Source organism: Roseiflexus sp. (genome assembly GCF_057785375.1).
The window spans coordinates 38,190-62,846 of record NZ_JBYNRX010000008.1; the positions used below are offsets into that span (position 1 = coordinate 38,190).

20 protein-coding genes and 1 tRNA gene are annotated in these 24,657 nt (G+C 61.3%); 16 read left to right on the top strand and 5 right to left on the bottom strand.

Annotated elements, in window-relative coordinates; all coding sequences use genetic code 11:
* Positions 1-179: 179 nt before the first annotated feature.
* Positions 180-1,421, bottom strand: coding sequence for an MFS transporter (locus tag AC3EA7_RS01370; protein WP_488612229.1), 1,242 nt, complete (start codon positions 1,419-1,421; stop codon positions 180-182).
* Positions 1,422-1,856, bottom strand: coding sequence for a hypothetical protein (locus AC3EA7_RS01375; RefSeq protein WP_488612230.1), 435 nt, complete (start codon positions 1,854-1,856; stop codon positions 1,422-1,424).
* Between the two features lie 135 nt (positions 1,857-1,991).
* Between AC3EA7_RS01375 and AC3EA7_RS01380 the strand changes: the two genes are divergently transcribed.
* From AC3EA7_RS01380 to AC3EA7_RS01415, 8 genes are all read left to right on the top strand, one after another.
* Positions 1,992-2,717, top strand: a complete 726-nt coding sequence (locus tag AC3EA7_RS01380; RefSeq protein ID WP_488612231.1) for a PIG-L family deacetylase — start codon at positions 1,992-1,994, stop codon at positions 2,715-2,717.
* 67 nt (positions 2,718-2,784) lie between these two features.
* Positions 2,785-3,444: a protein disulfide oxidoreductase gene (gene pdo, locus AC3EA7_RS01385; protein ID WP_488612232.1), complete on the top strand. Its 660-nt coding sequence runs from the start codon at positions 2,785-2,787 to the stop codon at positions 3,442-3,444.
* 849 nt (positions 3,445-4,293) lie between these two features.
* Entirely contained in the window at positions 4,294-5,028 is a 735-nt protein-coding gene (locus AC3EA7_RS01390; protein WP_488612233.1) for a metal-dependent hydrolase, read from the top strand.
* 31 nt (positions 5,029-5,059) lie between these two features.
* A complete protein-coding gene (locus tag AC3EA7_RS01395; protein WP_488612234.1) occupies positions 5,060-6,016 on the top strand; it encodes a D-2-hydroxyacid dehydrogenase in 957 nt (318 codons plus the stop codon).
* Between the two features lie 33 nt (positions 6,017-6,049).
* Positions 6,050-7,339, top strand: a complete 1,290-nt coding sequence (locus AC3EA7_RS01400; protein ID WP_488612235.1) for an alpha-L-fucosidase — start codon at positions 6,050-6,052, stop codon at positions 7,337-7,339.
* Positions 7,336-8,349 carry an N-acetylglucosamine kinase gene (locus AC3EA7_RS01405; RefSeq protein ID WP_488612236.1) on the top strand — a complete coding sequence of 338 codons (1,014 nt, stop codon included), beginning with the start codon at positions 7,336-7,338 and terminating at the stop codon, positions 8,347-8,349. The genes AC3EA7_RS01400 and AC3EA7_RS01405 overlap by 4 nt, the downstream gene beginning before the upstream one ends.
* Positions 8,346-8,963: an NADPH-dependent F420 reductase gene (locus AC3EA7_RS01410; protein ID WP_488612237.1), complete on the top strand. Its 618-nt coding sequence runs from the start codon at positions 8,346-8,348 to the stop codon at positions 8,961-8,963. Before AC3EA7_RS01405 ends, AC3EA7_RS01410 begins: the two co-directional genes overlap by 4 nt.
* Positions 8,945-10,270: an extracellular solute-binding protein gene (locus tag AC3EA7_RS01415; RefSeq protein ID WP_488612238.1), complete on the top strand. Its 1,326-nt coding sequence runs from the start codon at positions 8,945-8,947 to the stop codon at positions 10,268-10,270. The genes AC3EA7_RS01410 and AC3EA7_RS01415 overlap by 19 nt, the downstream gene beginning before the upstream one ends.
* 442 nt (positions 10,271-10,712) lie before the next feature.
* Here the strand turns inward: AC3EA7_RS01415 and AC3EA7_RS01420 are convergent, their stop codons facing one another.
* Together AC3EA7_RS01420 and AC3EA7_RS01425 are read right to left on the bottom strand one after the other, a co-directional pair.
* A complete protein-coding gene (locus AC3EA7_RS01420; RefSeq protein WP_488612239.1) occupies positions 10,713-12,980 on the bottom strand; it encodes an amylo-alpha-1,6-glucosidase in 2,268 nt (755 codons plus the stop codon).
* 32 nt (positions 12,981-13,012) lie between these two features.
* A tRNA-His gene (locus tag AC3EA7_RS01425) sits at positions 13,013-13,087 on the bottom strand.
* A 205-nt stretch (positions 13,088-13,292) separates the two neighbouring features.
* On the opposite strand from AC3EA7_RS01425, the gene AC3EA7_RS01430 reads away from it, so the two are divergent.
* The 5 genes from AC3EA7_RS01430 (at position 13,293) to AC3EA7_RS01450 (ending at position 19,828) form a co-directional block, all read left to right on the top strand.
* The gene (locus AC3EA7_RS01430; RefSeq protein WP_488612240.1) at positions 13,293-16,004 is read left to right on the top strand and encodes an FHA domain-containing protein; all 2,712 of its coding nucleotides are present in this window, start codon (positions 13,293-13,295) and stop codon (positions 16,002-16,004) included.
* Between the two features lie 643 nt (positions 16,005-16,647).
* A complete protein-coding gene (locus AC3EA7_RS01435; RefSeq protein WP_488612241.1) occupies positions 16,648-17,514 on the top strand; it encodes a fumarylacetoacetate hydrolase family protein in 867 nt (288 codons plus the stop codon).
* Between the two features lie 7 nt (positions 17,515-17,521).
* Positions 17,522-18,232, top strand: a complete 711-nt coding sequence (locus AC3EA7_RS01440) for a thiamine diphosphokinase (RefSeq protein ID WP_488612242.1) — start codon at positions 17,522-17,524, stop codon at positions 18,230-18,232.
* 224 nt (positions 18,233-18,456) lie between these two features.
* Entirely contained in the window at positions 18,457-19,062 is a 606-nt protein-coding gene (locus AC3EA7_RS01445) for a hypothetical protein (protein ID WP_488612243.1), read from the top strand.
* 4 nt (positions 19,063-19,066) lie between these two features.
* Positions 19,067-19,828 (top strand): SAM-dependent methyltransferase, encoded by a 762-nt coding sequence (locus AC3EA7_RS01450; protein ID WP_488612244.1) that lies wholly within the window; start codon positions 19,067-19,069, stop codon positions 19,826-19,828.
* Between the two features lie 70 nt (positions 19,829-19,898).
* On the opposite strand, the gene AC3EA7_RS01455 is transcribed toward AC3EA7_RS01450, so the two are convergent.
* A complete protein-coding gene (locus tag AC3EA7_RS01455; RefSeq protein WP_488612245.1) occupies positions 19,899-21,692 on the bottom strand; it encodes an HD domain-containing phosphohydrolase in 1,794 nt (597 codons plus the stop codon).
* Between the two features lie 380 nt (positions 21,693-22,072).
* Between AC3EA7_RS01455 and AC3EA7_RS01460 the strand changes: the two genes are divergently transcribed.
* The 3 genes from AC3EA7_RS01460 to AC3EA7_RS01470 are packed head-to-tail and all read left to right on the top strand — an operon-like array spanning position 22,073 to position 24,654.
* The gene (locus AC3EA7_RS01460; RefSeq protein ID WP_488612246.1) at positions 22,073-22,591 is read left to right on the top strand and encodes a Rab family GTPase; all 519 of its coding nucleotides are present in this window, start codon (positions 22,073-22,075) and stop codon (positions 22,589-22,591) included.
* Positions 22,588-23,322: a hypothetical protein gene (locus tag AC3EA7_RS01465; protein ID WP_488612247.1), complete on the top strand. Its 735-nt coding sequence runs from the start codon at positions 22,588-22,590 to the stop codon at positions 23,320-23,322. Before AC3EA7_RS01460 ends, AC3EA7_RS01465 begins: the two co-directional genes overlap by 4 nt.
* A 6-nt stretch (positions 23,323-23,328) precedes the next feature.
* Positions 23,329-24,654, top strand: a complete 1,326-nt coding sequence (locus AC3EA7_RS01470; RefSeq protein ID WP_488612248.1) for an SH3 domain-containing protein — start codon at positions 23,329-23,331, stop codon at positions 24,652-24,654.
* The last annotated feature ends 3 nt before the right edge of the window (positions 24,655-24,657 follow it).

The window sequence follows — 24,657 nt, forward strand, 5'->3', positions numbered from 1 at the left end:
AGTAGCATTGCAGTTTTGTCATTTGAGTGTGAGGCGCGGGGCAAGAGGCAAGAGGAGTTGCAGGCGGGAAGGCGGAAAGGCGGGAAGACGGGAAGGTGGGAGGGTGGGAAGGCGGGAAGGTGGGAAAGCATTCCTAACTCCTAATCCCTAACTCCTAACCCCTAATTCCTAACCCCTATTCACGGCAACCCCCGTATCCTCGGCGCGACGACAAACATCAGCGCCGCAGCCCCAAGCACCACCAGCGCCCCGCTGATAACCGCCGCCGGTTCGCCCGCCTGCTCAGCAATCAGCCCGACCCAGAGTGCGCCGATGGGCATCATCCCAAAAAAGACCATGCTGTAGACCGCCATCACCCGGCCACGCAGTGCGTCGGGCGTCAGCGTCTGCACTAGAGCATTTGCCAGATTCATAACCAGGATCACCGCCAACCCGGAAGCCACCAGGATCGCAAGGGTCAGCGGCAGCCAGTTCGTGAAAGTCAGCAGGATGAGCAGCGCCGGAAACGCAAACGTGCCGACAGTCAACAGGCACCCTTTGAACTGAAAGCGCCCAAGCGACGCGATCAGCAGCGCGCCCAATAGCGCCCCCAGACCGCGCGCCGACTGCAAGAGGCCGGTCGTGGTTGCGTCGCCCCCCAGAATGCGCACTGCCCACGCTGGAAAGAGTGTCGCAAACGAAATGCCGAAACAACTCGTCACCCCCACCAGTGCAATCAATGTGCGCACCACCGGTTCGTGCAGGATGTAACTCAATCCTTCGCGCAGGTCGCGCCACGCCGAGGCGCTGCGCGGCGTAACCGGCTTCGGCGCGATCCGCATACGCCAGAGCGCGCCGATCACCGCCAGAAATGAGATGCCGTTGAGCATGAAACACCACGCCGGTCCCACCAGGTTATAGGTCACTCCAGCCATCGCCGGTCCGGTCGTGGTCGCTAAATTGAACATGGTTGCATTAAGCGCAATGCCATTCGTCAGGTCCTCTTTGTCCACCAGTTCGCGCACGAACGCCAGGCGCGCCGGTGCGTCGAAGGCGTTGGCGACCCCCAGCAGGAACGAGAGCGTGACAATATGCCAGGGTTGCACAATGCCGGTGAACACGAGCGCCGCCAGCACGAACGCTAGCGCCATCTGCGCTGTTTGCGTGATTATCAGGAGGGTGCGGCGCGGCACATGGTCAGCGACCACGCCGCCGTAGAGGGTCAATGCCCACGCGGGAACGCCAGCGGCAAACCCCACATATCCCAGATACGCGGGCGAACCGGTCAGTTGGAAGACCAGAAAGCCCTGAGCAGTGGTTTGCATCCAGGAGCCGAAGAGCGATACCATCTGCCCGAAGAACCAGAGACGATAGTTGCGGTAACGTAACGCCGCGAATGTCCGTGCGGCAAACGCGCTGCGCTGCGACGATGGAATGGTCATTTATTGCGGAAAGACGCTCAGGTCGTTCTTCAACACAAGGGCGTACCGGTAGGGGTCGATCATCTCGGCAGTGATGCCAAGTCTTTCGATCAGGGTGCGGTAGCGCGGATGCGCTTCGGGGCGTTCACCGGCGGCGAGCACGGCGTCGAGCAGATTGAGCGCCAGGCAGCGCAATTGCTGATGGTTGAGCCGCTCACGCGCTTCACGGACGAAATCATCGAACGAAACGCGCGCCAGATACTGCTCGATCCGGTCGAGCAGATCGCGGTCCAGCGCCAGACCGCGCCGTGCATCCGGCACAAAGTGCGCCAGGTTGCCATTCTCGTCGTACAGACTTGTCGCGCCGTGCAGATGCGCCAGCGCCGTCACCAGCGCCGCGCCAGGCGTCAGGGCGCCCGGCGGGTACACCGCGTCCAGTTCCGACCACCCTCCCATCGCCGGTCTCCTTTCCTTCTCGCCATATCGCCGGATAGGAAGAGCAATTATACCACTAAGGCGACGTAACGATGAACCGCCTTCCTGCATCGTATCCATAACCAGATCGGTCCTCGCGATGGAAAGGGGCGAACCATGCCATGCGATGTCATGGTCATCTCCGCGCACCCCGACGATGCCGAAGTGCAGATGGGCGGCACGATTGCGCTGCTGACGGAACAGGGCAAACGGGTGTTGCTGGTTGATCTGTGCGATGGCGAACCGAGCGACTTTGCGGCGCCGGGGGTCCGCGCCGAACAGGCGCGCCGCGCGGCAGCCCATCTGGGCGCCGATCGCCTGTTTCTCGACGGGCAGGACCGCCTGATCACCGATACGATCCATCTGCGCCTCAAAGTCGCTCGCCTGATCCGCATCCATCGCCCTGCGCTCGTTTTTGCGACCACCGACGCATGCGTGCACCCGGATCACGCGGCGGTTGGCAGCCTGGTGAGCGCCGCCGTGTTCTACGCGCGCCTCGACCACTGGGATCGCGTGCCAGGCGGGGAGGCGCTCGGCGACACGCACCCCTGGGCGGTCGATCGGCTCTTCTACCCGCACTGCAAGATGGAGCCGCCATGGGGTCGCGACTTCGCCTTTGCCGTTGATGTCAGCGCCACCTACGACCGCAAACGCGCGGCGCTGGCGGAGTACGGCTCGATTTTCAGGGTCGAAGAGGGGCACGACCGCCTGTTGACCCTGTACGAAGCGGAGGATGCGTACATCGGGCGCCTCTTTGGCGTGGCGTATGCTGAAGCGTTCAAGAGCCAGAGCCCGTTGTTGGTGCGCAGCCCGGCGGTCTTCCTGCCCGCGCTGCACGGTTGATGTAACGTTTGCCGCAGTTTCTCCATCATATTCGCAGAATAACCGATGGACAAAGGAGGAAAGCCCAATGGCGCTCTTGAACGATAAGGACCGGAAAGTTGTCCGCGAGCAACTCGACGAAGGACTGAAGCGACCGGTGACGATGGCCTTTTTCAGCAGCAAGGAGAACTGCGAGTTGTGCGATGTGACCGGCGAACTGGTCGAGGAAGTCGCAGGCATCCATGCGTTGCTGCGCGTCGAGAAATACGACCTGGAGGCAGACGCAGCGCGCGCTGCCGAACTGGGCGTCGACAAGGCGCCGGCCATCGTCATCCTCGGCGGCGAAGAGGCGCAGAACTATGGTGTGCGCTTCTACGGCATTCCGAGCGGCTACGAGTTCGTAACCCTGCTCGAAGCGCTGCGGATGGTCGGCAGCGACACGGTGGAGTTGCAACCAGCGACGCGCAGTTTCCTGAACGAACTGAAGCAACCGATGCACCTGCAGGTCTTTGTGACGCCGGGGTGCCCGTATTGCCCGCGCGCCGGGGTGCTGGCGCACCGCCTGGCGTATGCCAGCCCGCTGATCAGCGCCGATGTCGTTGAGGTCACCGAGTTCCCCGACCTCGGCGAGCGCTATGAGGTGATGGGCGTGCCGCGCACGGTCATCGACGATGTGGTGCACATCGAAGGCGCCGCGCCGGAGGGCATGGTCGTCGGCAAGTTGCGCGAGGCGCTGGCGGCGGCGTAGGGGGTTGGAACGTTGAACGTTGAACGTTCAACGTTCAACGTTCGCACCTTACAATCTTTCAACCTCATGCCTTCGTCCGACTATCGCTTTTGGAACTCATCCAACTCAATGCCCAGCTGTTGCAAGAATGCCCGTAATGCGCCCATCTTGACATCTTTTGAGCCCCAATCTGGTAGCGGAGCAATCGGTCCTGTGCGTGGATTATGCCAGATGCGAACCCTGGCTCTTTCGCGGAACTTCTTCGTAGCCCAGATCTCTCTATCTGGCAGCTATCTCACGGTACTTCATGGCGCTGCCACGATAGTTTCGACCCAAATGGGCGCTTCCGGAGGAGAGGGCTGTAAAACGGCGGGTATTGGTCGCCCCAACGTTTCCCAACCCTCCAGAAGAGCCTGCAAAGCATCGCTTGCATTATGGAGCGCCTCCTGGATCGTGTCTCCCTCACTCACTAATTCGGGCAGTACAGGAGAGGTTACCGTATAACCTTCTGGTTGCGGTTCAAGCACGAGAGGAAGCTTGTAAATGGGCTCATCAGGTGTCTCTTCCACTACTGGCTTGCTCTCAACACTCACGATTATAGCCTCGTATTCCAGCATCGGGCAAGAACATTATGGGAGGGGTTAGGGACAATATCTTCCAAATAAGCACCACAAGGGCGCCTTCAACCCGCAACCCCTCTCGCCTCTCACCCCTCACCTCTCGCCTCTCGCCTCTCCTCAACCTGTGCTATACTATTTGCGCCAGATGACGCAATTTCAGAACCACACCCATCGCCGCGCGGCGACGCTGGTAAACAAGTTGTCTCAGGTACGCCTCAAGCCACCCTCATATGCGGAAAGGAGGAGTGTGATGGCAACAATTGGTCGTGACACAACGATCAGCTGGCTTGGACACGCAACATTCCACATCCAGACCCCTGGAGGGAAGAAGGTTCTGATCGACGCCTGGGTGGATGGCAATCCCTCCTGTCCCGATGAATGGAAACAGCGGGTGCGAAGCGAAGGGGTCGATGTCATCTTCCTGACCCATGGGCACTTTGACCATATTGCCGATATTCTGGCGCTCGCCAACGACACCGGCGCCACCATCGTCGGGCAGTTCGATATTACCGGCTGGATCGCATCGAAAGGCGTCAGCCAGGATCGCCTGGTCGGGTTCAACAAAGGCGGCACGGTCGAAGTAGCCGGCATCCGCGCCACGATGACCCATTCGACCCATAGCAGCACCTTTACCGACAATGGCGTGATTGTGCCGATGGGGACGGAAGCTGGCTATGTGCTGCGCATGGAGAATGGGTTCGTTATCTATCACACCGGCGATACCGCGGTGACGATGGATATGCAGATCATTGGCGATCTGTATCGCCCTGAACTGGTTATCCTGCCGATTGGCGATCACTTTACCATGGACCCGATGCAGGCTGCCTATGCGCTGAAATTGATTCGACCGAAGTTCGCCATCCCGGAGCACTACGGCACCTTCCCGATTCTGCACGGGACGCCGGATCAACTCCGTGAGCATTGTAGCGCCTTCGGCGTGGACGTGACCGTGCTCGATCTGAAACCGGGCGAGTCGGTCAGTTGAGCGGCGACGGTCATCTTTCTGTGAGGTATGCATGAAATTGCTCATTCCGCAGGCTCTCGCGCCCCTGATCGAACCACGCCTGGCGGAGATGGCGCCCGATCTGGAGGTGGTGCGCTTCGATAATACCGGCGAACCGGAGAGTGATGTCCGCGATGTCACGATGCTGCTCCGCTGGTGGACGCCGGTCAGCGCGCTGCGCCGCGTCCTGGCGGCGGCGCCGAACCTGCGCTGGATCCATACGCCGAGTGCCGGCGTTGAGCACCTCCTGATTCCTGAAATCCTCGAACGCGACATTGTGTTGACGAACTCGGCGGGGGCGCATGCCATCCCCATCGCCGAGTTCGTTCTGATGTACATGCTGAACCACGTCAAACGCGCCTTCGACCTCAAGGCGCTGGCGCCCGATGAGTGGGAGCGCGGCGAAAACATTTCGTGCGACGAACTGTTCGATCATACCCTCCTGATTATCGGCTACGGCAATATCGGCGCCGAGGTCGCAAAACGGGCGCGCGCCTTCGGGATGCGGGTCCTGGCGAGCCGCCGCCACCCCCAACCGACCGATGGAGTCGATCTGATGGTCGGCGAACATGGCTGGCGCGACCTTCTCTCGCAGGCGGATTATGTCGTCATTGCGACGCCGCTGACCGCCGCAACTCGCGGGATGTTCGACGCCGACGCTTTCCGGCGCATGAAGTCGAGCGCCTACCTGATCAACATCGCGCGCGGGCAGATCGTCGATACCGATGCGCTGCTAGAGGCGCTGCACAGCGGGCGAATCGCCGGCGCGGCGCTCGATGCCCTGCCGGTCGAGCCGTTGCCTCCCGACCACCCGCTCTGGAAGGCGCCCAATGTCTGGATTACGCCGCATATTTCCTACTCGTCACCGCGCACCCGCGAACGCATGATCGATCTGTTCTTCGAAAACCTGCGCCGCTATCTGAAGGGTGAACCACTGCTCAATGCGGTCGATAAGACAGCAGGATACTGACGTTGCACCATCCACAACTTACAGGAGACGACGATGCTGACACCGGCGCCGACGCGCGGCGACACTGCCTGGTTCGTGCACGACCGCTTCGGTATGTTCATCCACTGGGGGTTGTATGCCCTCGCCGCACGCCACGAGTGGGTCAAAAGCCGCGAAAAGATCGTTGATGAGTCCTACCAGCGTTACTTCGACCATTTTGACCCCGATCTGTACGACCCGCGCGTGTGGGCGCGCGTTGCGCGTGAGGCGGGGATGAGGTATGTGGTGATTACAACCAAGCACCACGAGGGGTTCTGTCTGTGGGATTCGCAGTACACCGATTATAAAGCGCCAAATACCCCCGCAAAACGCGATCTGCTGAAGCCGTTCGTCGAGGCGTTCCGCGCCGAAGGGTTGCGCATTGGATTTTACTATTCGCTCATCGACTGGCATCACCCCGATTTTCTGATCGATATCTACCATCCGCTGCGCGATCATCCGAATGTCGCCCAACTGAACGCCGGTCGTGACATGCACCGCTGTGCCGCATATATGCGTAACCAGGTGCGCGAGCTGCTCACCGGCTACGGACCGGTGGATATCATCTGGTTCGATTTTTCCTACCCTGATCGCGAGTACCGTGGGTTGCCCGGCAAGGGGCGCGCCGACTGGGAAAGCGAGGCGCTGCTGCGCCTGGTGCGCGATCTGGCGCCTGATATTATTGTCAATAACCGCCTCGACCTGCCCACTGAGTTTGCCGATGTGCATACGCCGGAACAGTTCCAGCCGCGTGAGTGGGTTCACGTCGATGGCGAACCGGTCGTGTGGGAAACATGTCAGACCTTCAGCGGCTCGTGGGGGTACCACCGCGATGAGATGACCTGGAAAAGCCCGGAACAACTGATCCAGATGCTGATCAACTCTGTGGCATGCGGCGGGAACCTGTTGATGAATGCCGGTCCGACAGCGCGTGGAACGTTCGATGATCGGGCGCTTGCCGCGCTCAAGGTCTATGCCGACTGGATGCGTCTGCATAGCCGCTCGATCTACGGCTGCACCCAGAGTGAGTTCACTGCGCCGACCGACTGCCGTTTCACCCAGAATGGAAAGCGCCTCTATCTCCACATCTTCTCCTGGCCCTTCCGCCATCTGCACCTCGATGGGATGGCGGGCAGGGTGGAGTATGCGCAACTGCTCAACGACGCCAGCGAGGTGCGGCTGCTCGAACCGGGCAAACACACAGAATGGAGCATTGCCGCGACCGCCGCTGATGCGCTGACCCTGGAGTTGCCGGTGGTCAAGCCCCGCGTGACCGTGCCGGTGGTTGAGTTGTTTCTCCGATGAATGCTCTAAGCGATGGGTATCTGCTGGGCATCGACGCGGGCGGCACGAAAACACACGCGCTGATTGCCGACCTGAACGGGCGTGTCGTCGGCGGCGGCGCGAGCGGACCGGGCAACTGGGAGGGGGTTGGTCTCGATGGCGCGTTCGCTGCATATGCGCAGGCAATTGATGCGGCGTTGCGCGCAGCCGGCAAGACGAGAAACGACATTATCGCCGCCGGATACGCGCTGGCGGGTCTCGACTGGGACAGCGACGTTGCACGGCTCGAACCGGTAATTGCCCGCCTGGAACTGCCCGGCCCCTGCACACTGGTCAATGACGCTTTTGGCGCGCTCCGCGCCGGTTCCGCCGATGGATGCGGCGTGGTGGTGATCGCCGGAACCGGCTCGACTGTCGCCGGACGCAACCGCAGCGGCGCCACCTTCCGCACCTTTGGGCTTGGGGCGCACTGGGGTGATTTCAACGGCGCGGCTGGACTGGTGTGGGAAGCGACCCGCGCGATTGGGCATGCCTGGATCGGGCGTGGACCGGCGACGACACTGAGTGACGCTTTTGTACAGGCGTATGGTGCGGCTGACGTGCCCGATCTGGTCGAACGGGTGTCGCGCGGCGCTGCCCCGCTGCCTGATGGACGCATGGCGCCGCTGGTGTTTGCGGCAGCCGATGCGGGTGATGAGGTTGCCCGCCGCATCGTGCAATGGGCAGGCGAGGAACTGGGGAAAACGGCGGCTGCGGTTGCGCACAAACTCGCGCTTGAGCACGAAGTGTTCGATGTGGTGCTGGCGGGAGGCGTCTTTCGTGCGCAGAACCGGCTGCTGATCGATGCTCTTGCCGCACAGGTGCGATTGTGCGCGCCAGAAGCGCGTGTGGCGCCGCTGGAGGCGCCGCCGGTCGCCGGAAGCGTTCTGCTGGCGTTCGATGCCGCAGGCATCCCGACACCGCCGACGCTGCACACACGCCTGCTGGAAGAGGCGCGGCAATGGTCTCACACGACAGGAGGAACGACATGACCACGATTGCGTTGATTGGTACGGGAAGAATGGCGCGTGGACTGGGCGCAGGATGGGCGCGCGCCGGTCATTCCATTATCTTCGGCTCGCGCGTTCCCGCTGAGAAGACCGATCTGATCGCCGCCATCCCCAGTGCGCAGGTGGCCGCCTACAACGAGGCGCAGAGTGATGCGGCGGTCGCCGTCATCACTCTGCCATACGCCGAGGTTGCGCCTTTCTGCCGCGCCCACGCCGATGTGCTGCGCGAGCGCCTGGTGATCGATATCTCGAACCCGTTCGATCATTTGCCGGACAATCGCGTCGCTGGCGCTGAAATCACCCGCGACGCGATTGGTTCGGGTGCGCGCGTCGTTGCCGCGTTCAAGACCAATTTCGCGGCGACGCTCCTTGCGCCGTTGAATGCCGATGGCGTCCAGCGCGATGTGCTGTTCGCCGGGGACGATGAGGACGATAAACGCATCGTCGCCGGGCTGATCACCGATCTTGGGTTTCGACCGGTCGATTGCGGCGTATTGCACAATGCGCGCATTCTCGATGGCATGGTTCCGCTGATCATCGAACTCGATCAGCGCTACGGCAGCGCATGGCAGGCGTCGTGGAAACTGCTGACCTGACCATGGCGCTCTCTGCACGTGTGCTCATCCTCGTCCTTTTTCTGCTGGCAGCCTGCGGTCAACCCGCAGCCACGCCGCCGTCGCCGTCGCCTGAGCCAGCCGCAACGCCTGCTGCCACATCAGCGCCGTCTCCTTCGCCAACTGCTGCACCGACGACCACTCCGCCGCCGACACCGACTCCTGAGCCGGAGCCGCTAACGGTGTGGGCGGCAGGCGACGAAATGCACCGTGATGCGCTCACGCTGCTGCTGACCGATGCCGCCGCCGCAGCAGGCGTGCCGATCCGCATCCGCAGCAGCACCCCCGACGCCATGATCGCGCGGCTGCGCGTCGATCAGATCGATGGACGACCGCTGCCGGATGTTATCTGGGGCGATGGTAACGATCTGGCAATCCTGCGCGCCATGGGGCTGATCCAGGCGGTGCGACCGACGCCTCCCAACGACACGCTGCCCGCCGTAATCACCGGCGCTACCGCCGATGATCAGCAGTGGGGCGCGCCGGTTGGCGCACAGGGAGGGTTGCTGCTGCTCTACAACAAAAAACTTGTGGAGAATCCGCCGCGCACCATCGACACACTGATCGCCACGGCGCGCGCCAACACCGGTGGCGGAAGGTTTGGACTGGTCGCCGGATGGACCGAGGCGCGCTGGTTTGCGTTCTGGCTCGACATCACCGGCGGAACAGTGCTCGACGCCAATGGTATGCCCGCCCTCGACGCACCCACCGTTGTCGCTGCGCTTGAACTGCTGCGCACCGCGCGGCGATATGGTCCAACGCCCCCCTCGACCTACGACGAAGGGGCGCGACTGTTCCGGCGCGGCAGAGCGGCGCTCGCAATCGATGGCGATTGGGCACTGGACAGCTACCGCGGATTGACCGATACCCTGGAGTTGGGGATTGCGCCGCTGCCGCTGACGAATCGGGGCACACCGGCGACCGCGCCGCTCACCGGCGTCTACCTGATGTACAGCGCGGCGCTCGATGGTCAACGCCTGGCGCAAGCGGAAGCGCTGGCGGCGACCCTCCGCGAACCGGCATGGCAGGCGCGCATTGCCCGCGACCTGGGTATGCTTCCGGCTTCCATCGCATCCCTGAGCAACTCCGCAGTCACCGATGACCCGGCGCTGGCAGCCGCCGCGACGTATGCCCGCAATGCGCCTGGCATCCCGCCAACTCGACCGATCCGCTGTTCCTGGGACGCCATCGAGGTCGAACTGCCGCCATTGCTGCTCGGCAAGCGCGGCGCCGCCGAAACCGCTGCCGCCATGCAACGGCGGGCGATAGGGTGCGCACAGGTGGAATAGATCGTTGCGAAAGAAGCGCACACCGGCTGAGAACTGAGAACTGAGAACCGAGAACTGAGAACCGAGAACTGAGAACTGAGAACTGAGAACTGAGAACTGAGAACTGAGAACTGAGAACTGAGAACTGAGAACTGAGAACTGAGAACTGAGGTGGAATAGCCCGGTGCGAAAGAAGCGCACACAGAAGCGCAAGGGCACGAATATTCTGCGCCTGAACTCCATTGATCATGGCTCGCCAGGATGGACTTTTCCGCCTGCCCTTAAGTCGAACTGCTTGTTTGAGGCATCAGGACATCTAAACATCTCCCTCTCTTCCTGTGGGAATGCCCGACGGAACGACCACCCGGCGTGACATATGAGGATGAATACAGTCAAACCCGCGAAGACGGGCGTTGCACTCGTAGCCTGTCGCTTCCGCCGCCGGGCGCCTCCCGCGATGGCGTCAACCCTCGACGCGCACCTCAACCCCGCCATCCGCAATGATCTCCACCCCGGTGCGCGTTGCCCGGAAGTGGACTCGTCGCTCGCCAACCCGCACATTCTGTACTTCAATCCACGACAGCCATGGTGGGAGGTGCGGCGCCAGGCGCAACGTATTGTCGAACGCATCGACCTCCAGCCCCAGGATGCTGCGCACGATCAGCAACCCTGTGCCGGCAGCCCATGCCTGCGGACGGCAACTCACCGGGTACGGCACAGGACCATCGAACGTGTCGGGATCGCGGTCATACCCGCACATCAACTCGGGCAGGCGATGAAGCCGGAAATGCGTTGCTGCTTCAACCAGCCGACCGGCAATGTCATTGGCTTCGTTACGGAACCCGCTCCGCGCCAGTCCCCACACGATGAGCGAATTATCGTGGGGCCAGACGCTGCCATTGTGATAACTCATCGGGTTGTAATTCGGGTCGGCGGCGCTGCGGGTGCGCACCCCCCAGCTCGACAGCATATCGGGCATTGTCAGACGCGCCGCGATCTGTGCGGCGCGTTCCGGCGGTATAATGTCGCACATCAGCGCATGACCTGGATTACTGGTAATCTCACGGATGGCGTCTCTGCCGACCTCAATCGCCTGCGCGTAGAACCCCTCGTCCGCCAGCCAGAAATCAGCGTTGAACCGCTCTTTGAGCGCCGTTGCAGCGGCGCGCACTTCGGCAGCGCGGTCAGTCTCCCCCATGCGTTCGAGCAGGTCCGCCATCCAGGTTCTGGCGGCGCAGGCGTATGCCTGCACCTCCACCAGCGCCAGCGGCGGCTCGGCAGGCGTTCCGTCCGGGTGCAACACCGAGTCGCGCGAGTCTTTCCACCCCTGAATGCGCAACCCTGCCGTTGAACGCGGCTCGAACGCAATATACCCGTCACCATCGGCATCGGCATAGAGATCCATCCAGTCGAGGGACTGGAACGCCGCCGGCAGCAGTTCGTGATACAGATTCATATCGCCGGTCCAGCGCACTGTGGCAGCGAACAGCATCAAAAACAGGAGCGTGGCGTCGATGCTGCCGTAGTAGGGATTGAACGGGACACTATTGGTATTGGCCAGCTCGCCAAAGCGCATTTCGTGCAGAATCTTGCCCGGCTGCTCATCGCGCCAGGGGTTATCCTGCGTCCCCTGATGCGCCGCCAGGTAGCGCAGCGTGCCGCGCGCCAGGTCGGGCTGAAACCAGAGCGCCTGAAAACTGGCGATCAGCGAGTCGCGCCCAAAGGGAACCGCAAACCAGGGAATACCCGCCACTGGCAGGGAGTGATCGTCAAACTGCGCGGTCAATGCGCGCAGATCGTGGCTGCTGCGCCGCAGCAATTGGTTGAACGCCGGGTTATCGGTTGTTACCGTCGCCGCTGCGTCGTCCCATGCCCGATACGACGCGCGCACCGCTTCCAGCGCCGCCTCAAACGACCTGAATGCGCCGCTATTTTGCCGATCCGACGGGTTGGTTGCAGGTGTAATCGTCAGATCAACGACCCACTCATCGTGCGGCGCGAGCGCTATCCGCCAGTGCATCTGCGCGCGTGCCGGGGTCGGCAGTTGCCGCAGGCGGTGCGCTGAGCCTGCCGAGGCGCGGCGCACCCCTTCGCCCTGCGCGCCGGGAGACGGCGGCGGCGCTTCTGCGTCAAGAATATCAACCGTATCCGGGACCGCGCTCAGGTGAATGTCGGTTATGCGTACCACATCATCAGCGCCGCGATAGACGAACCGCAGCCGATCGCCCTGGTACTCAACCGGATCCATCGCACCGCGCAGACCGCCGGCAAACCCGCGCACCACGAACATATCGGCAAAATCGGCGGCCACTTCGACAGTCAGGTCGCACTCAATCGAAGCGCGATTGTGATTGGTCACGGTGATGCGTTCAACCACCGTCTCCTCCACCACCCGCTCGCGCCGGACGGCGATCGTGTGCCGGTCGATGCCCTGCTCCTCGCTGCCGGGCGATCCGTTAGTCAGGAAAAACACCGCGTGATACACGTGTTCGTCGCTCGAAGCGAGCAATTCGAGCGGTTGACCGTTCAGCCGCACCTGAAAGCCGCTGAGGTGGCGCATATCCTCGAAATACAGACCGAACGGCGAGTCCTCAACGGGAATATCGCCGTTGTGATGACTGATCATGAATGTGCGATTATTGGAAACAACCAGATAGTCCACAGGCGCCTCCGCTGCGCGCAAAGCAACGAAAACCGACGTCGCTACCCGATAGCGATGTACTTTCGCCAAACAAAAAAGTCTCCTCATCGAGGAGACATAGGTGGGGTGCCTGATGGGTCTCGAACCCACAACCTCCTGAGCCACAGTCAGGCGCTCTGCCGTTGAGCTACAGGCACCACGACTGCTCTAGTATAGCACAGCGACCGGCAGGCGTCAAACAACATGCACAGGGCGCATCGGCAGTGCAGTGAGCCGCACACAGTCGTCCTGCCTATTCCAGGAGCAGCGCCCGAACGGACATGACCGTCCTGACCATTCCCATCCGGAGTCTCGCAGATCGTGCTACAATCGTGTCGCGTGTTTACCGACAGGAGGGTCATTGTGTCACAGCCTGCAACCTGCATTCACTGCGGCGCGCCATTGAACCGACCCGGGGCGAAGTTCTGTACGCGCTGCGGGAAATCACAGGATACACCGCTATCTGCTGCCCTTGCATCAACTGCTCGTTCTTCCGCCGCTCCCGGCAACACTCCTGAGCGAACCGCATCCCTGTCACAGGGAGCATTCGCTGCCGTGCATGGCGGCGCTCCTGACGCGACCATGATCGGCAGCGGTTCATCACAGGGTGGGGCGTCCGCCACCGGACCCGTGCTGATCGTGCAGGATGTGGGGCGCACCTTTGAAGTTGCGCTTGGTCAGCAATCTCTTGCCATTGGGCGCGCGCCCGATAACGATATTGTCATCACCTCACGTTTCGTCTCTGGTCGCCATGCGCGCATCGAACCGCACGGCGTCGCGCACCAGATTGTCGATATCGGCAGCACCAACGGTCTGCTCTTCGAGGGGAAGCGGTTGCCCGCCAATACGCCGCACGTGCTGGCGGACAGCGACGTGTTGCGCATTGGCGACCCGGCGACCGGTAATTTTGTCACGCTCACCTACCGCAACCCGCAGGCGCCAAAGACTCCGCAGGCAGCTGAGGTTGCGCGCAGTTACCGGCTCGATCCGACCGACCCGCAGATCACCGTCGGGCGCGAAGGATGCGAGATCCTGCTCGACAACCCGCAGGTGTCGCGCAGGCATGCCGTTATTGACCGCGTGAACGGGAGGCATGTGCTGCGCGATGTGGGCAGCACCAACGGCACGTTCGTCAATGGACGTCGCATCACCGAGCATACGCTGGTCAAAGGCGACATTATCCAGATCGGCGCGTTCAAACTGGTGTACACCGGCGAGAGCCTCGACCAGTACGACCAGCGCGGCGCGTTGCGCATCGACGCCCGCAACCTGTGGCGCGAGGTGTCGCGCAATGGCAAAACCCGCATGATCCTGAAAGACGTATCGCTCTCGATTACACCGCGCGAGTTCGTGGCGCTTGTCGGCGGCAGCGGCACCGGCAAGAGCACGCTCCTCAACGCCCTCTCCGGCTTCGTCCAGGCGACCCACGGGAGCGTCCTGGTCAACGGCGACGATTATTACCGCAACTTCGACGCCTACCGTTCCGTGCTCGGCTATGTCCCGCAGGACGACATTCTCCACCGCACGCTACCGGTCGAGCGCGCGCTGGGATACGCCGCCGAACTGCGCCTGCCCGCCGATACCGCCCCAGCCGAGATCCGCCAGCGGATTGATCGCGTGCTCGAAGATGTCGAAATGACGCCCCACCGCGAAAAACCGATTGAAAACCTGTCGGGCGGGCAGCGCAAACGGGTCAGCATCGGCGCCGAACTGCTGGCGGACCCGTCGCTCTTCTTCCTGGACGAACCCACCTCCGGTCTCGATCCGGGTCTCGAAAAGAAGATGATGTACACCCTGCGTCGCCTGGCGGACAGCGGGCGCACGATTATCCTGGTGACCCACGCAACTGCCAATATCAACGTTTGTGATCACGTGGCGTTTATGTCCGACGGGCGCATGGTCTTCTTTGGTCCGCCGGCTGAGGCGCTCAACTTCTTCGGCGTGTCGAGCGGCGATTTTGCCGACATTTACACGCGCATCGACGGGGCGGCCGATCCGAACGATCCTGAACGATGGGCGATTGTGCAGCGTGACCTTCAGGCAGAGTATGCAGCGTGGCAGCATCATGCGCAGCAGGCGGCGGGCAACAGCAAACCGGCGATGCCAACGCTCGCCGAGTTGTGGGAAATGAAGTTCCGCGCTTCGCCGCAGTTCTCAACGTATGTAACCGGGAGGCTGGCCGAAGCGCCGGCCGGACCGGTGGCGGGCAGCGCCGAAGGGAACGGCGCCACAAAGCGCCCGGGCGTCTCGTCATTGCGACAATTTGGCATCCTGATGCGCCGATACTTCGACCTGACGCTGCAAGACCGGCGCAATCTGGCAATCCTGCTCCTTCAGGCGCCGATCATCGGCGTGCTCTTGATGCTGGTCGCTAAGGCGGATGCGATCGTCGGCGAGAACGCCTTTGCCAACGAAGCCAAGAAGGTGCTCTTCATGCTGGCGACGGTTGGCGTCTGGTTTGGCATTATTAATGCCGCGCGCGAGATCACCAAAGAGGCGCCGATCTATCGTCGGGAGCGCCTGGCGAATCTGCGCATCGCGCCGTATGTGCTGTCGAAGGTGCTCGTGCTGCTGCTGCTGGTTATTCTCCAGAGCGCCATGCTGCTGGCGCTGGTGGGGCTGAAGGTGCAGTTCCCGGCACAGGGGGTGATACTGCCGATCCAGCTGGAACTGTTCATTACCGCCGTGCTGACGTCGCTGGCAGGTCTGGCGATGGGACTGGCGATTTCAGCATTTGCGGCGACGCCGGATCGGGCGATCTCACTGGTGCCGCTGGCGCTCATTCCGCAGATCATTTTTGCCGGGGTCATTTTCAACCTTGGAGACGGCATCACAGTTCAGCGCGTCTTCTCCTGGCTGACGATCAGCCGTTGGGCGATGGACGCCTACGGTACCTCGGTCAATATCAATGACCTGCCGCTGCAACCGGGAATGCTGCGCCTACCCAATCCGCCAGAAGAGTACACCTTCACACCGGAACACCTGCTCTCGCGATGGGGTATCCTTTTCGGATACATGGTCGTCTGCCTGGCACTGACCGCCTGGCAACTGTATCAGCGCGATCGTCAGCGGTAGGGAGTGGGGAGTGAGGACGCCTTCGCACCTGTATTTCTGAACCACCGAGCCACAGAGGACACAGAGGGATGCCAGGTGTGGAACTGCACGCACCCCCTTATTGTCAACCTCTCTACCTGCAACCTTCCCACCTGTAACCCGCAACCTTCGCCTCTTACGGAGCCATTGCACTGCAACGGCTCTATCTTTTGCCCCTCACGCCTCGCGCCCGGAGACGTTGCGGTGCAACGTCTCTACGTGCCACCTCGCCTCTTGCCTCACCCTCTTGCCTCTTGCCTCACGCCTCGCGCCTCTTGCCTCACGCCTCGCGCCTCTTGCCTCACGCCTCGCGCCTCTTGCCTCACCTTCTTGCCTCTTGCCTCACCCTCTTGCCTCTTGCCTCACCCTCTTGCCTCTTGCCTCACCCTCTTGCCTCTTGCCTCACCTTCTTGCCTCTTGCCTCACCCTCTTGCCTCTTGCCTCACGCCTCGCGCCTCTTGCCTCACCCTCTTGCCTCTTGCCTCACGCCTCGCGCCTCTTGCCTCACCCTCTTGCCTCTTGCCTCACCCTCTTGCCTCTTGCCTCACGCCTCGCGCCTCCTCCCTCCATTCTGTGGTACTATACAGAACGTCGTATCCGCCTGTGTGTTCCTGAGGAGACAACCATGCGTCTGGTGACTTACCGCGACGGCGAGGGAGTTCACCTGGGTGCGCTACGCAGCGACGAGGTCGTATCGCTCGCCAGCGTAGCGCCTGATATGTTGAGCCTGATCGATGCCGGTCCTGCCGGTCTGGACGCTGCGCGCGCCGCCGTTGAGCGCGGTGCGGGCATTCCATTGAGCGCCGTGACGCTCCTCGCGCCCATCCCGCGCCCCCGGCAGAATGTTATCTGCCTGGGCATGAATTATGTCGCCCACACCATCGAGTCATACCGCGCGCGCGGGCGCGAGCCGAAGATGCCGGAGTATCCGGTTTTCTTCACCAAAGCGGCACATACCGTGTGCGGACCGGATGACGATATTCCGCTCGATCCCAGGGTGACGACCGAACTCGATTACGAAGTCGAACTTGCGTTTGTCATCGGCAAGGCGGGCATGAATATCCCGCGCGCCGAAGCAATGGAGTACGTATTCGGGTATACCATCGTCAATGATATTTCAGCACGCGATCTGCAAAGCCGCCATCAACAGTTCTTCAAGGGCAAAAGTCTCAACCGCGCCTGCCCGATGGGACCGTGCATCGTGACGGCGGACGACATCCCCAATCCGGCAGGGCTTGGCATTCGCCTGCGACTGAATGGCGAAACCCGCCAGGACTCCCATACTGGAGACCTGATTTTCGACATTCCGGCGATCATCGAGCACCTGTCGCTCGGTATGCCGCTGGAACCAGGGATGATCGTGGCCACCGGCACACCGGCGGGGGTTGGGCTTGGGCGCACGCCGCCGGAGTACATGCGCCCCGGCGATGTGATGGAAGCCGAGATTGACTCGATCGGCGTGTTGCGCAACCGGATCGTCGGAGTGGGATAGGGATGCCATGGATGTGGTGATTGTCGCCAACGCACCGTCGTTACGGCTCGACCCGTACCGCGAGATGCTTGCCGGCGCCGATCTCATCATCGCTGCCGACGGCGGCGCCAACGCGCTGGCAGACGCCGGCATCCGCCCATCACTGGTCATCGGCGATCTCGACTCGTTGAGCGCAGCGCAACTGGCGTCACTCACAGCCGATGGCGTCGAATTGCGCCGCTTCCCGCGCGAAAAGGACGAGACTGACCTGGAATTGGCGCTGCTCCACGCTGCCGCCCTTGGCGCAACACGTATCGACATCCTTGGCGCCCTCGGCGGGCGCTGGGATCATACCTTTGCCAATATTACCATGCTGGCGATGCCAGAACTGCAAGGGCGACAGGTGCGCCTGATCGATGAACGGCAGCGCCTATTTCTCGTGCGCGACCAGGCGACGCTCGAAGGTCAACGCGGTGATACACTGTCGCTCCTGCCGCTGACGCCGACTGTCTGCGGGGTTACAACCCGTGGGCTGTTCTATGCGCTTAAAGATGCCACCCTGCACTTCGAGCGCGCGCGCGGCGTCAGCAACATCTTAATCGACCCGCCGGGCTTTATCTCGCTGCGCGAAGGGCTGCTCCTGGTCGTCCAGCACGATGATCACGGCGCACTCCAGTTTGCAAGAGACAATGAAGGCGGGCAGGGGTTGAACATTGAACGTGGGAAGGTTACAGGTTGAAGAGGGTACATGTTGCATCTTACCCGTTGAACATGCCAATTCCCGATCCCTGGTTCCCGGTTCCCGGTTCTCGGTTCTTGGTTCTCAGTTCTTGGTTCTTGGTTCTCAGTTCCCGGTTCCCGGTTCTCGGTTCTCGGTTCTCGGTTCTTGGTTCTCAGTTCTCAGTTCTCGGTTCTCACATCCCCTAACCCACAAACACCTGGAGTGGTGTACAATACAGGTGTATGGACGAACATCGACGACAACCGCAGATCAACTGGGGATCGATCATCGGCTGGCTCATCTTCTTTGCGGTGATCGCCGGCGGTCCGCTGCTCAACACATTGCGGAACGCGCTTGGCGGCACAGTACCCATCTCTCCAAACCTGCTCCCATTCATCATTTTGGGGCTGGTCATCCTGGGGGCGCTGGTGTCGATCATTCGCGGCATCAACCGTCGGAGCGAAAGCAGCTCCACCGTTGACCGTCCGGCGTCACAGCCCCGGTCGATGCGCTCGCCATTTCCTTCGACCTATCAACCTTCGAGGTATGACGATGCTCCGAGCCTGCCACAATCGGTGCGTTCGCCATTCCCATCGTCGTACCAGCCATCGACCTACCACGATGCTCCGAGCCTGCCGCAATCGGTGCGTTCGCCATTCCCATCGTCAGCGCCTGATCTGGAATGGCACGACCCGCAGATCCGCCGGATGTCATTGCCCGACCAGCAGATGCTCCCTCCTGCACCTCACTTTGATCCGGTCATCAGTCCGCTTGGCGTCATCATCGGCATTGCCGGACTGATCGCGCTGGTGGGGATTGCTCTGTACGTGTTCGGCGTTGTACCGTAGCAGTATGAGCGAGTACGATGCCATCGCCCGGTTTTATGACGCCGATCACAGCGGCTTTGTCGATGATCTCCCCTTCTACCGCGAACTGGCGCGCCGCGCCGGCGGGCGCGTCCTTGACGTCATGTGCGGCAGCGGGCGTCTGGTTGTCCCGCTAGCGCAGGCAGGCTTCCGGGTTGCAGGCATTGACTCGTCGGCAGCCATGATCGAACGAGCGCGGATGCGCGTTGCCGCCGCCGGAGTCGCTCCGCGCGTGACCCTGCACCATCAGGATGCGCGATCCGCCTTGCCTCCCGGACCCTACCATCTGGCCATCGTGGCGCTCAACAGTTTCATGCACCTGACGACGACGAAGGATCAACTGACGGCGCTCGACCACATCCGCAGCGCCCTTGACCCTGACGGGTTGCTGGCCATCGATGTGTTCAACCCGCACGCACGCAATCTCGCCGACTGCGGCGGAGAACTGGCGCTGGATCGCACCTTTCGCCTCGATGATGGCGTCCTCGTGTGCAAGTTCGTCGCACAGCGGGCAGACGTGGCGCAGCAGATCAATGATGTCACGTTTGTGTACGACGAACTCGACGGGAATGGCGGCGTGCGTCGCACTGTGCATCCCATGACATTACGCTGGTTCTACCGCTACGAACTCGAGCACCTGCTGGAACGCGCCGGATTTGTCGTCGAGGCAGTCTACGGTTCGTATGACCTCGACCCGTTCGTGGCGAGCAGCGACATCATGCTGACGGTCGCACGGCGGCGGGGATGAAGGTGAAGACAGGCGCGAGGCGAGAGGCATAAGGGGTTGCAGGTGCGAAGGCGTCCCCACTCCCCACTCCCTACTCCCTGCTTCCCCGCCCGATCATGTCGAGAAACGCGGTCACCACCTGCGGATCGAAATGCGTGCCGCTCAGCGAGCGAAGATACGCGATTGTCTGTTCTTCCGTCCAGGCTAAACGGTATGGTCGATTGGAGCGCAGCGCATCCCACACGTCGACAACGGCAAAGATGCGTGCAGCAAACGGTATCTGCTCGCTGTGCAGCCCGAGCGGATACCCGCTGCCGTCCCAGCGTTCGTGATGGGCGTAGGGAATATCGAGCGCAGGTTGCAGAAAGGGGATCGCAGAGAGCCAGCGAAACGCATAGACCGGATGCTGGCGCATAACCGCCCATTCATCGACGCTGAGCGGACCCGGTTTGAGCAAAATATGATCGGGAACTCCCATCTTGCCGATATCGTGGAGGAGGGCGCCGCGCCGGATATGCTCCATCTGGTTCTCGGACACGCCCATCTGGCGCGCGAGTCGCAGGGTCAGTTCCGTCACGCGTTCACTGTGCCCTTCGGTTTCGTGATCGCGCAAATCCAGCGCGCGCGACCAGCCGGCAATGGTCGCATCGTAGGATTGTTTCAATTCTGCAAGCGTGCGTTGCAGTTCTTCGAACAGCGTCGATGTATCGATGGCAATCGCCGCCTGCATCGCCAGCGCTTCGAGAAACGTCCACCAGTGCTCATCAGGCGTAAACGAGGCGCGCTGCAAGATTTCGAGCACACCCTTAATCTCGCTGCGCGTCTGCAACGGCACGGCAAAGTACGTGGCGAACCCGGCAGCCAACATCCGATCACGCGGGCTGATCAACAGCTCGGCAGGAAAGGTTGCGAGTGAGACCGTTTGACGTGAGCGAAAGGCCATCCCGGCCAGCCCTTCTTCCGTACAGATCGTCGTATCGGTGAGATCGGGCGGCAACCCCCGACTGCACGCCGTTTCGAGCATCGTCGTGCGTGCGTTGAACAGCAGAACACTCGCAGCATCAGCGTGGAGTTCCTCAATCAGACGATCCAGCAGGATCGATAACGTCGCCTGCAATTCAAGGCTTGCGGTAATCGCTACGCCAATGGTATGGAGGCTGGTCAACCGGCTGATCTGGCGCGAGATCTGCGACTCGGCACGTTTCCGTTGCGAAATATCCCGGATGATCACCTGAGCGAAAGCGCCGCTCTGGTCGCGAAATTGCCCCAGACTGAGTTCGGCGGGAATGGCGCGACCTTTGACGCTGATCAGGTCGAGTTCGATGCGTAAGACCTGCTGCTCATCCTGCATGAGCACTTTCACGCCTGCCTGATAGCGATCCAGTGCAGCAATGTGCAGATAGTTGAGGAGCGTGTCGCCCAGGAGATGTTCGGCGGATGGCGCCTCGAGCAGAGTAATGAGTGCAGGGTTCACCAACAACAAACGGTTTTCTTCATTGATAATGGCAATACCTTCTGGAGAAAGTTCGATCAATCGCTGGAACCGCTCCTGTTCAGCCAGCAAACGGCGATAGCGGTTGAGACGGGTGATAGTGCGCACATGCGCCAGCAATTCCGCCATATCGAACGGCTTGGTAATGAACCCATCAGCGCCTACGCTCAATCCCTGCACCCGCGACTGCTGATCGCCAAGCGACGTAATCAGGAGAATGGGAATCTCGCGCAACCGCGCATGAGTGCGCAACTGCCGACACACCTCGAAACCGTCGAGTTCGGGCATCAATACATCGAGCAGGAGCAGATCCGGCGTATACTCTATTGACTGACGCAGCGCCTCGGCCCCGTTCTGCGCCATGAGCACACGATGCCCTTCGCGGATGAGCAATCGTTACAGCACGAGCCGAGCGCCCGGATCATCGTCGGCGACCAGAATGGTACTCGTGACGTTCATCCCGGAACCTGCGCCTGCATCATCAGATTACCGGGCAGCATCGACGACACAAAACTTTGCAAAGATGTCATTTTATTGAAGATATGCCGTTGTGATCTATGTTACATGCTATTATACATTGGGACGGACACAGACCCGACATGCCATTGATCAAGTGAAGCAAATGCGCTAAAATGACAGTAGCAGCCCTGGCGCGTGTGGTCTGTGAACCCTTTTAGAAGCCTGAGTCTCACCAGGTACTATCATAGCATAACGCTCTCCGGGTATGAGAGCAAGGGAATGCAACCGGAGTCCGCTTTCCTTATTCAATGTCTATGAACAAGATAGCAAAGATATGCCTGATCGGAGACTTCGCCGTCGGAAAAACCAGCCTGATTCGCCGGTTTACTGAGAGTCGCTTCAACGAGTCGTACCTCAGCACGATCGGTATCCACGTCAGTCGTAAAGTGCTTCAGACATCGGACTCATTAACGCTGACCCTGCTGATCTGGGATACCGCCGGTGGCGAACCTTTTACCGCAGTTGTGCAGTCTTATTATCGGGGATCGCGTGGTGCAGCGCTGGTATGCGACGTGACTCGCTCTGAAACCGTTACCTCGCTCATGCGGTATGCGACGGAGCTTCATTCGGTCAACCCGGGCGTTCCCCTGATCATGATGGCGAACAAGATCGATCTGCGAAGTGAACGTGCCGTGACAGACGCACAACTCGACGAAATTGCCGCTGCACTCGACGCTCAACTGTTCTTCACCAGCGCCAAAACCGGCGAAGGCGTCGAAGACGCCTTTCGGGCGCTTGGTCAATCGATTATCGGGAAAGAGAGAGTAGTATGACTCAGAACGATACGATCAATCATTACCCGCACAGCGAACACAACGAGGCCGATCAGGAGGTTCAGGAAGATCTGGAGCGTGTACGCCAGATTATTCTCGGTCCTGACCCGCTGCGTCAGCGGTTGCAACAGGCGGAAGTCGATCGTCTGCGCGAGATTCTCTTTGGCGCACAGATCGAGGAATATGAGCGACGCTTCGCCGATCTGCGCCGCGAGGTTCAGCGCATCGGCAATGATCTGCTCGAAACGCGCGAACGCCTTGGCGATCTCGAAAAAACAATGGCGCGCCGCCTCGAAATGCTGGAACTCGACACCCGCAGACTGACCGACGATGCCCGCCGTGAGAGCGACCGCCAGCGTAGCCGTGAGGCGCTCATGCAGCAGATTGCCACGCAGGTGCGCCAGCACGACGATCAACTCAAAGCAACCGGCGAAGCCGTTCTCGACTTGCGTAAGATGCAGACGTCGCAAGAGTCGGAACTACGCTCGGTGCGAGCCGGGATGGTCGATGTACGCGATCAGATCGAGCAGCGCGCTCAGGCGCTCCGCCGCGAGATTCGCCACACGGAAGACGAGTTGCGCGCCGAACTGCGCCGGATTGCCGACCGCCTTGAGTACCAGAAGACTGACCGTAAGGCGCTTGCCAGCATGCTGATCGAACTTGCGGCGCGTCTCGAAACCGGCAGCACTGTGACCGATCTACTCGAAGGTTTGCACACCTCGAAGGACTGATCGGGCATGGTTAAGGCGCCAGATACGAACCGACAACTCGAAGAGTTGCGCCGGGTTTTGTTGAAGCCTGAAGCTCTGGTCGATCGCATCAGTCCGGTCATCGCCGACATTCTGGCGGAACAGATCAATCAGTCCGGCGACGAAATCGCACGCGCCATCGCGCCTGTCATCGGCGAAGCCATTCGTCATCAGGTCTATCAGGCGCGGGAAGACATCATCGATGCGCTCTACCCGGTTGTGGGGCAGATGATTGCGCGCGCCGTCGCGGAAGCAGTGCGGAATCTGGCACAGTCGATCGATGAGCGGGTTCGCCAGAGCACGTCGGTCATGCTCAATCCGCGCTATTGGCAGGCGCGCTTGCAGGGGGTGTCGCACGGCGAGTACGCCCTGCGCGACATCCTTCCCTTTGCCATTCACGAGATCTTCCTAATCCAGCGCGAGTCGGGGGTGCTGATCTGTTTTTATTCCGCCGGCCCGGAACGCCCGGATCGTGATATGGTCAGCGGAATGTTGACGGCAATCCGCGACTTCGCCCAGGAAGCCTTCGGACGCGAAAAAAGTGGGGAACTCGGCGCGATTGCCTATGAGTCGCGCCAGATCATCCTCGAAACCGGGAGCGCTGCGTACCTCGCGGTAGTGATCAGTGGTGTGGAACCGGCAGACTTCCGCGACCGCCTGCGAGAGACGCTGTTTGCCGTGCACGAACATCGCTACGAGCGGCTCCGCGCCTTCGACGGCACCGATACCCGATTGATCCAGGAAGCGCGCCAGACTCTGCGGCAATATCTGGTTCCCCAGCAGGACGATAACGCTCCACGACGGCTCTCGACATTCCAGCGCGCGATTGTGATTATGCTGGGGTTGTTTGCGCTGACGCCGCTGTTTCTCTGCGGCGCATGGATCTGGCGTGTCGAAACACGCCTGGCAATGCTCATGACGCCGCCGGTCGTCGGGGCGATCCCCACCGTCTCACCCACGCCAACCACCACGCCGACTGCGACCAGCACTCCCACCGCCACCAGTACTCCTACCGCCACCAGCACTCCTACCGCCACCAGTACGCCAACTGCGACGCCTTCGCCGTTTAATGGTGTTATGATAGGAAATGTGTACCTGTACAGCACACCCGACGAAGCCAGTACACGCACCAGCATCGTTGCGCCGCTCGGCGCGCCCGTCGAGGTGCTGGCGCAGTGGCGCGACTGGTATCGGGTGCGGGTGGCGCTGCCGCAGAATCCGCAGGTCGAACTGATCGGGTGGGTCCCGGCGCGTTGGGTTAGTCTGCTCAAACCGGTGCCGCCTGACGTGATTACACCAACTACAACGCCGTAAACT

Bases quoted from the DNA above. Each gene is read 5' to 3' on its own strand.
- AC3EA7_RS01370 (WP_488612229.1), bottom strand. From the start codon at position 1,421: ATGACCATTCCATCGTCGCAGCGCAGCGCGTTTGCCGCACGGACATTC.
- AC3EA7_RS01375 (WP_488612230.1), bottom strand. From the start codon at position 1,856: ATGGGAGGGTGGTCGGAACTGGACGCGGTGTACCCGCCGGGCGCCCTG.
- AC3EA7_RS01380 (WP_488612231.1), top strand. From the start codon at position 1,992: ATGCCATGCGATGTCATGGTCATCTCCGCGCACCCCGACGATGCCGAA.
- pdo (WP_488612232.1), top strand. From the start codon at position 2,785: ATGGCGCTCTTGAACGATAAGGACCGGAAAGTTGTCCGCGAGCAACTC.
- AC3EA7_RS01390 (WP_488612233.1), top strand. From the start codon at position 4,294: ATGGCAACAATTGGTCGTGACACAACGATCAGCTGGCTTGGACACGCA.
- AC3EA7_RS01395 (WP_488612234.1), top strand. From the start codon at position 5,060: ATGAAATTGCTCATTCCGCAGGCTCTCGCGCCCCTGATCGAACCACGC.
- AC3EA7_RS01400 (WP_488612235.1), top strand. From the start codon at position 6,050: ATGCTGACACCGGCGCCGACGCGCGGCGACACTGCCTGGTTCGTGCAC.
- AC3EA7_RS01405 (WP_488612236.1), top strand. From the start codon at position 7,336: ATGAATGCTCTAAGCGATGGGTATCTGCTGGGCATCGACGCGGGCGGC.
- AC3EA7_RS01410 (WP_488612237.1), top strand. From the start codon at position 8,346: ATGACCACGATTGCGTTGATTGGTACGGGAAGAATGGCGCGTGGACTG.
- AC3EA7_RS01435 (WP_488612241.1), top strand. From the start codon at position 16,648: ATGCGTCTGGTGACTTACCGCGACGGCGAGGGAGTTCACCTGGGTGCG.
- AC3EA7_RS01440 (WP_488612242.1), top strand. From the start codon at position 17,522: ATGGATGTGGTGATTGTCGCCAACGCACCGTCGTTACGGCTCGACCCG.
- AC3EA7_RS01445 (WP_488612243.1), top strand. From the start codon at position 18,457: ATGGACGAACATCGACGACAACCGCAGATCAACTGGGGATCGATCATC.
- AC3EA7_RS01450 (WP_488612244.1), top strand. From the start codon at position 19,067: ATGAGCGAGTACGATGCCATCGCCCGGTTTTATGACGCCGATCACAGC.
- AC3EA7_RS01460 (WP_488612246.1), top strand. From the start codon at position 22,073: ATGAACAAGATAGCAAAGATATGCCTGATCGGAGACTTCGCCGTCGGA.
- AC3EA7_RS01465 (WP_488612247.1), top strand. From the start codon at position 22,588: ATGACTCAGAACGATACGATCAATCATTACCCGCACAGCGAACACAAC.
- AC3EA7_RS01470 (WP_488612248.1), top strand. From the start codon at position 23,329: ATGGTTAAGGCGCCAGATACGAACCGACAACTCGAAGAGTTGCGCCGG.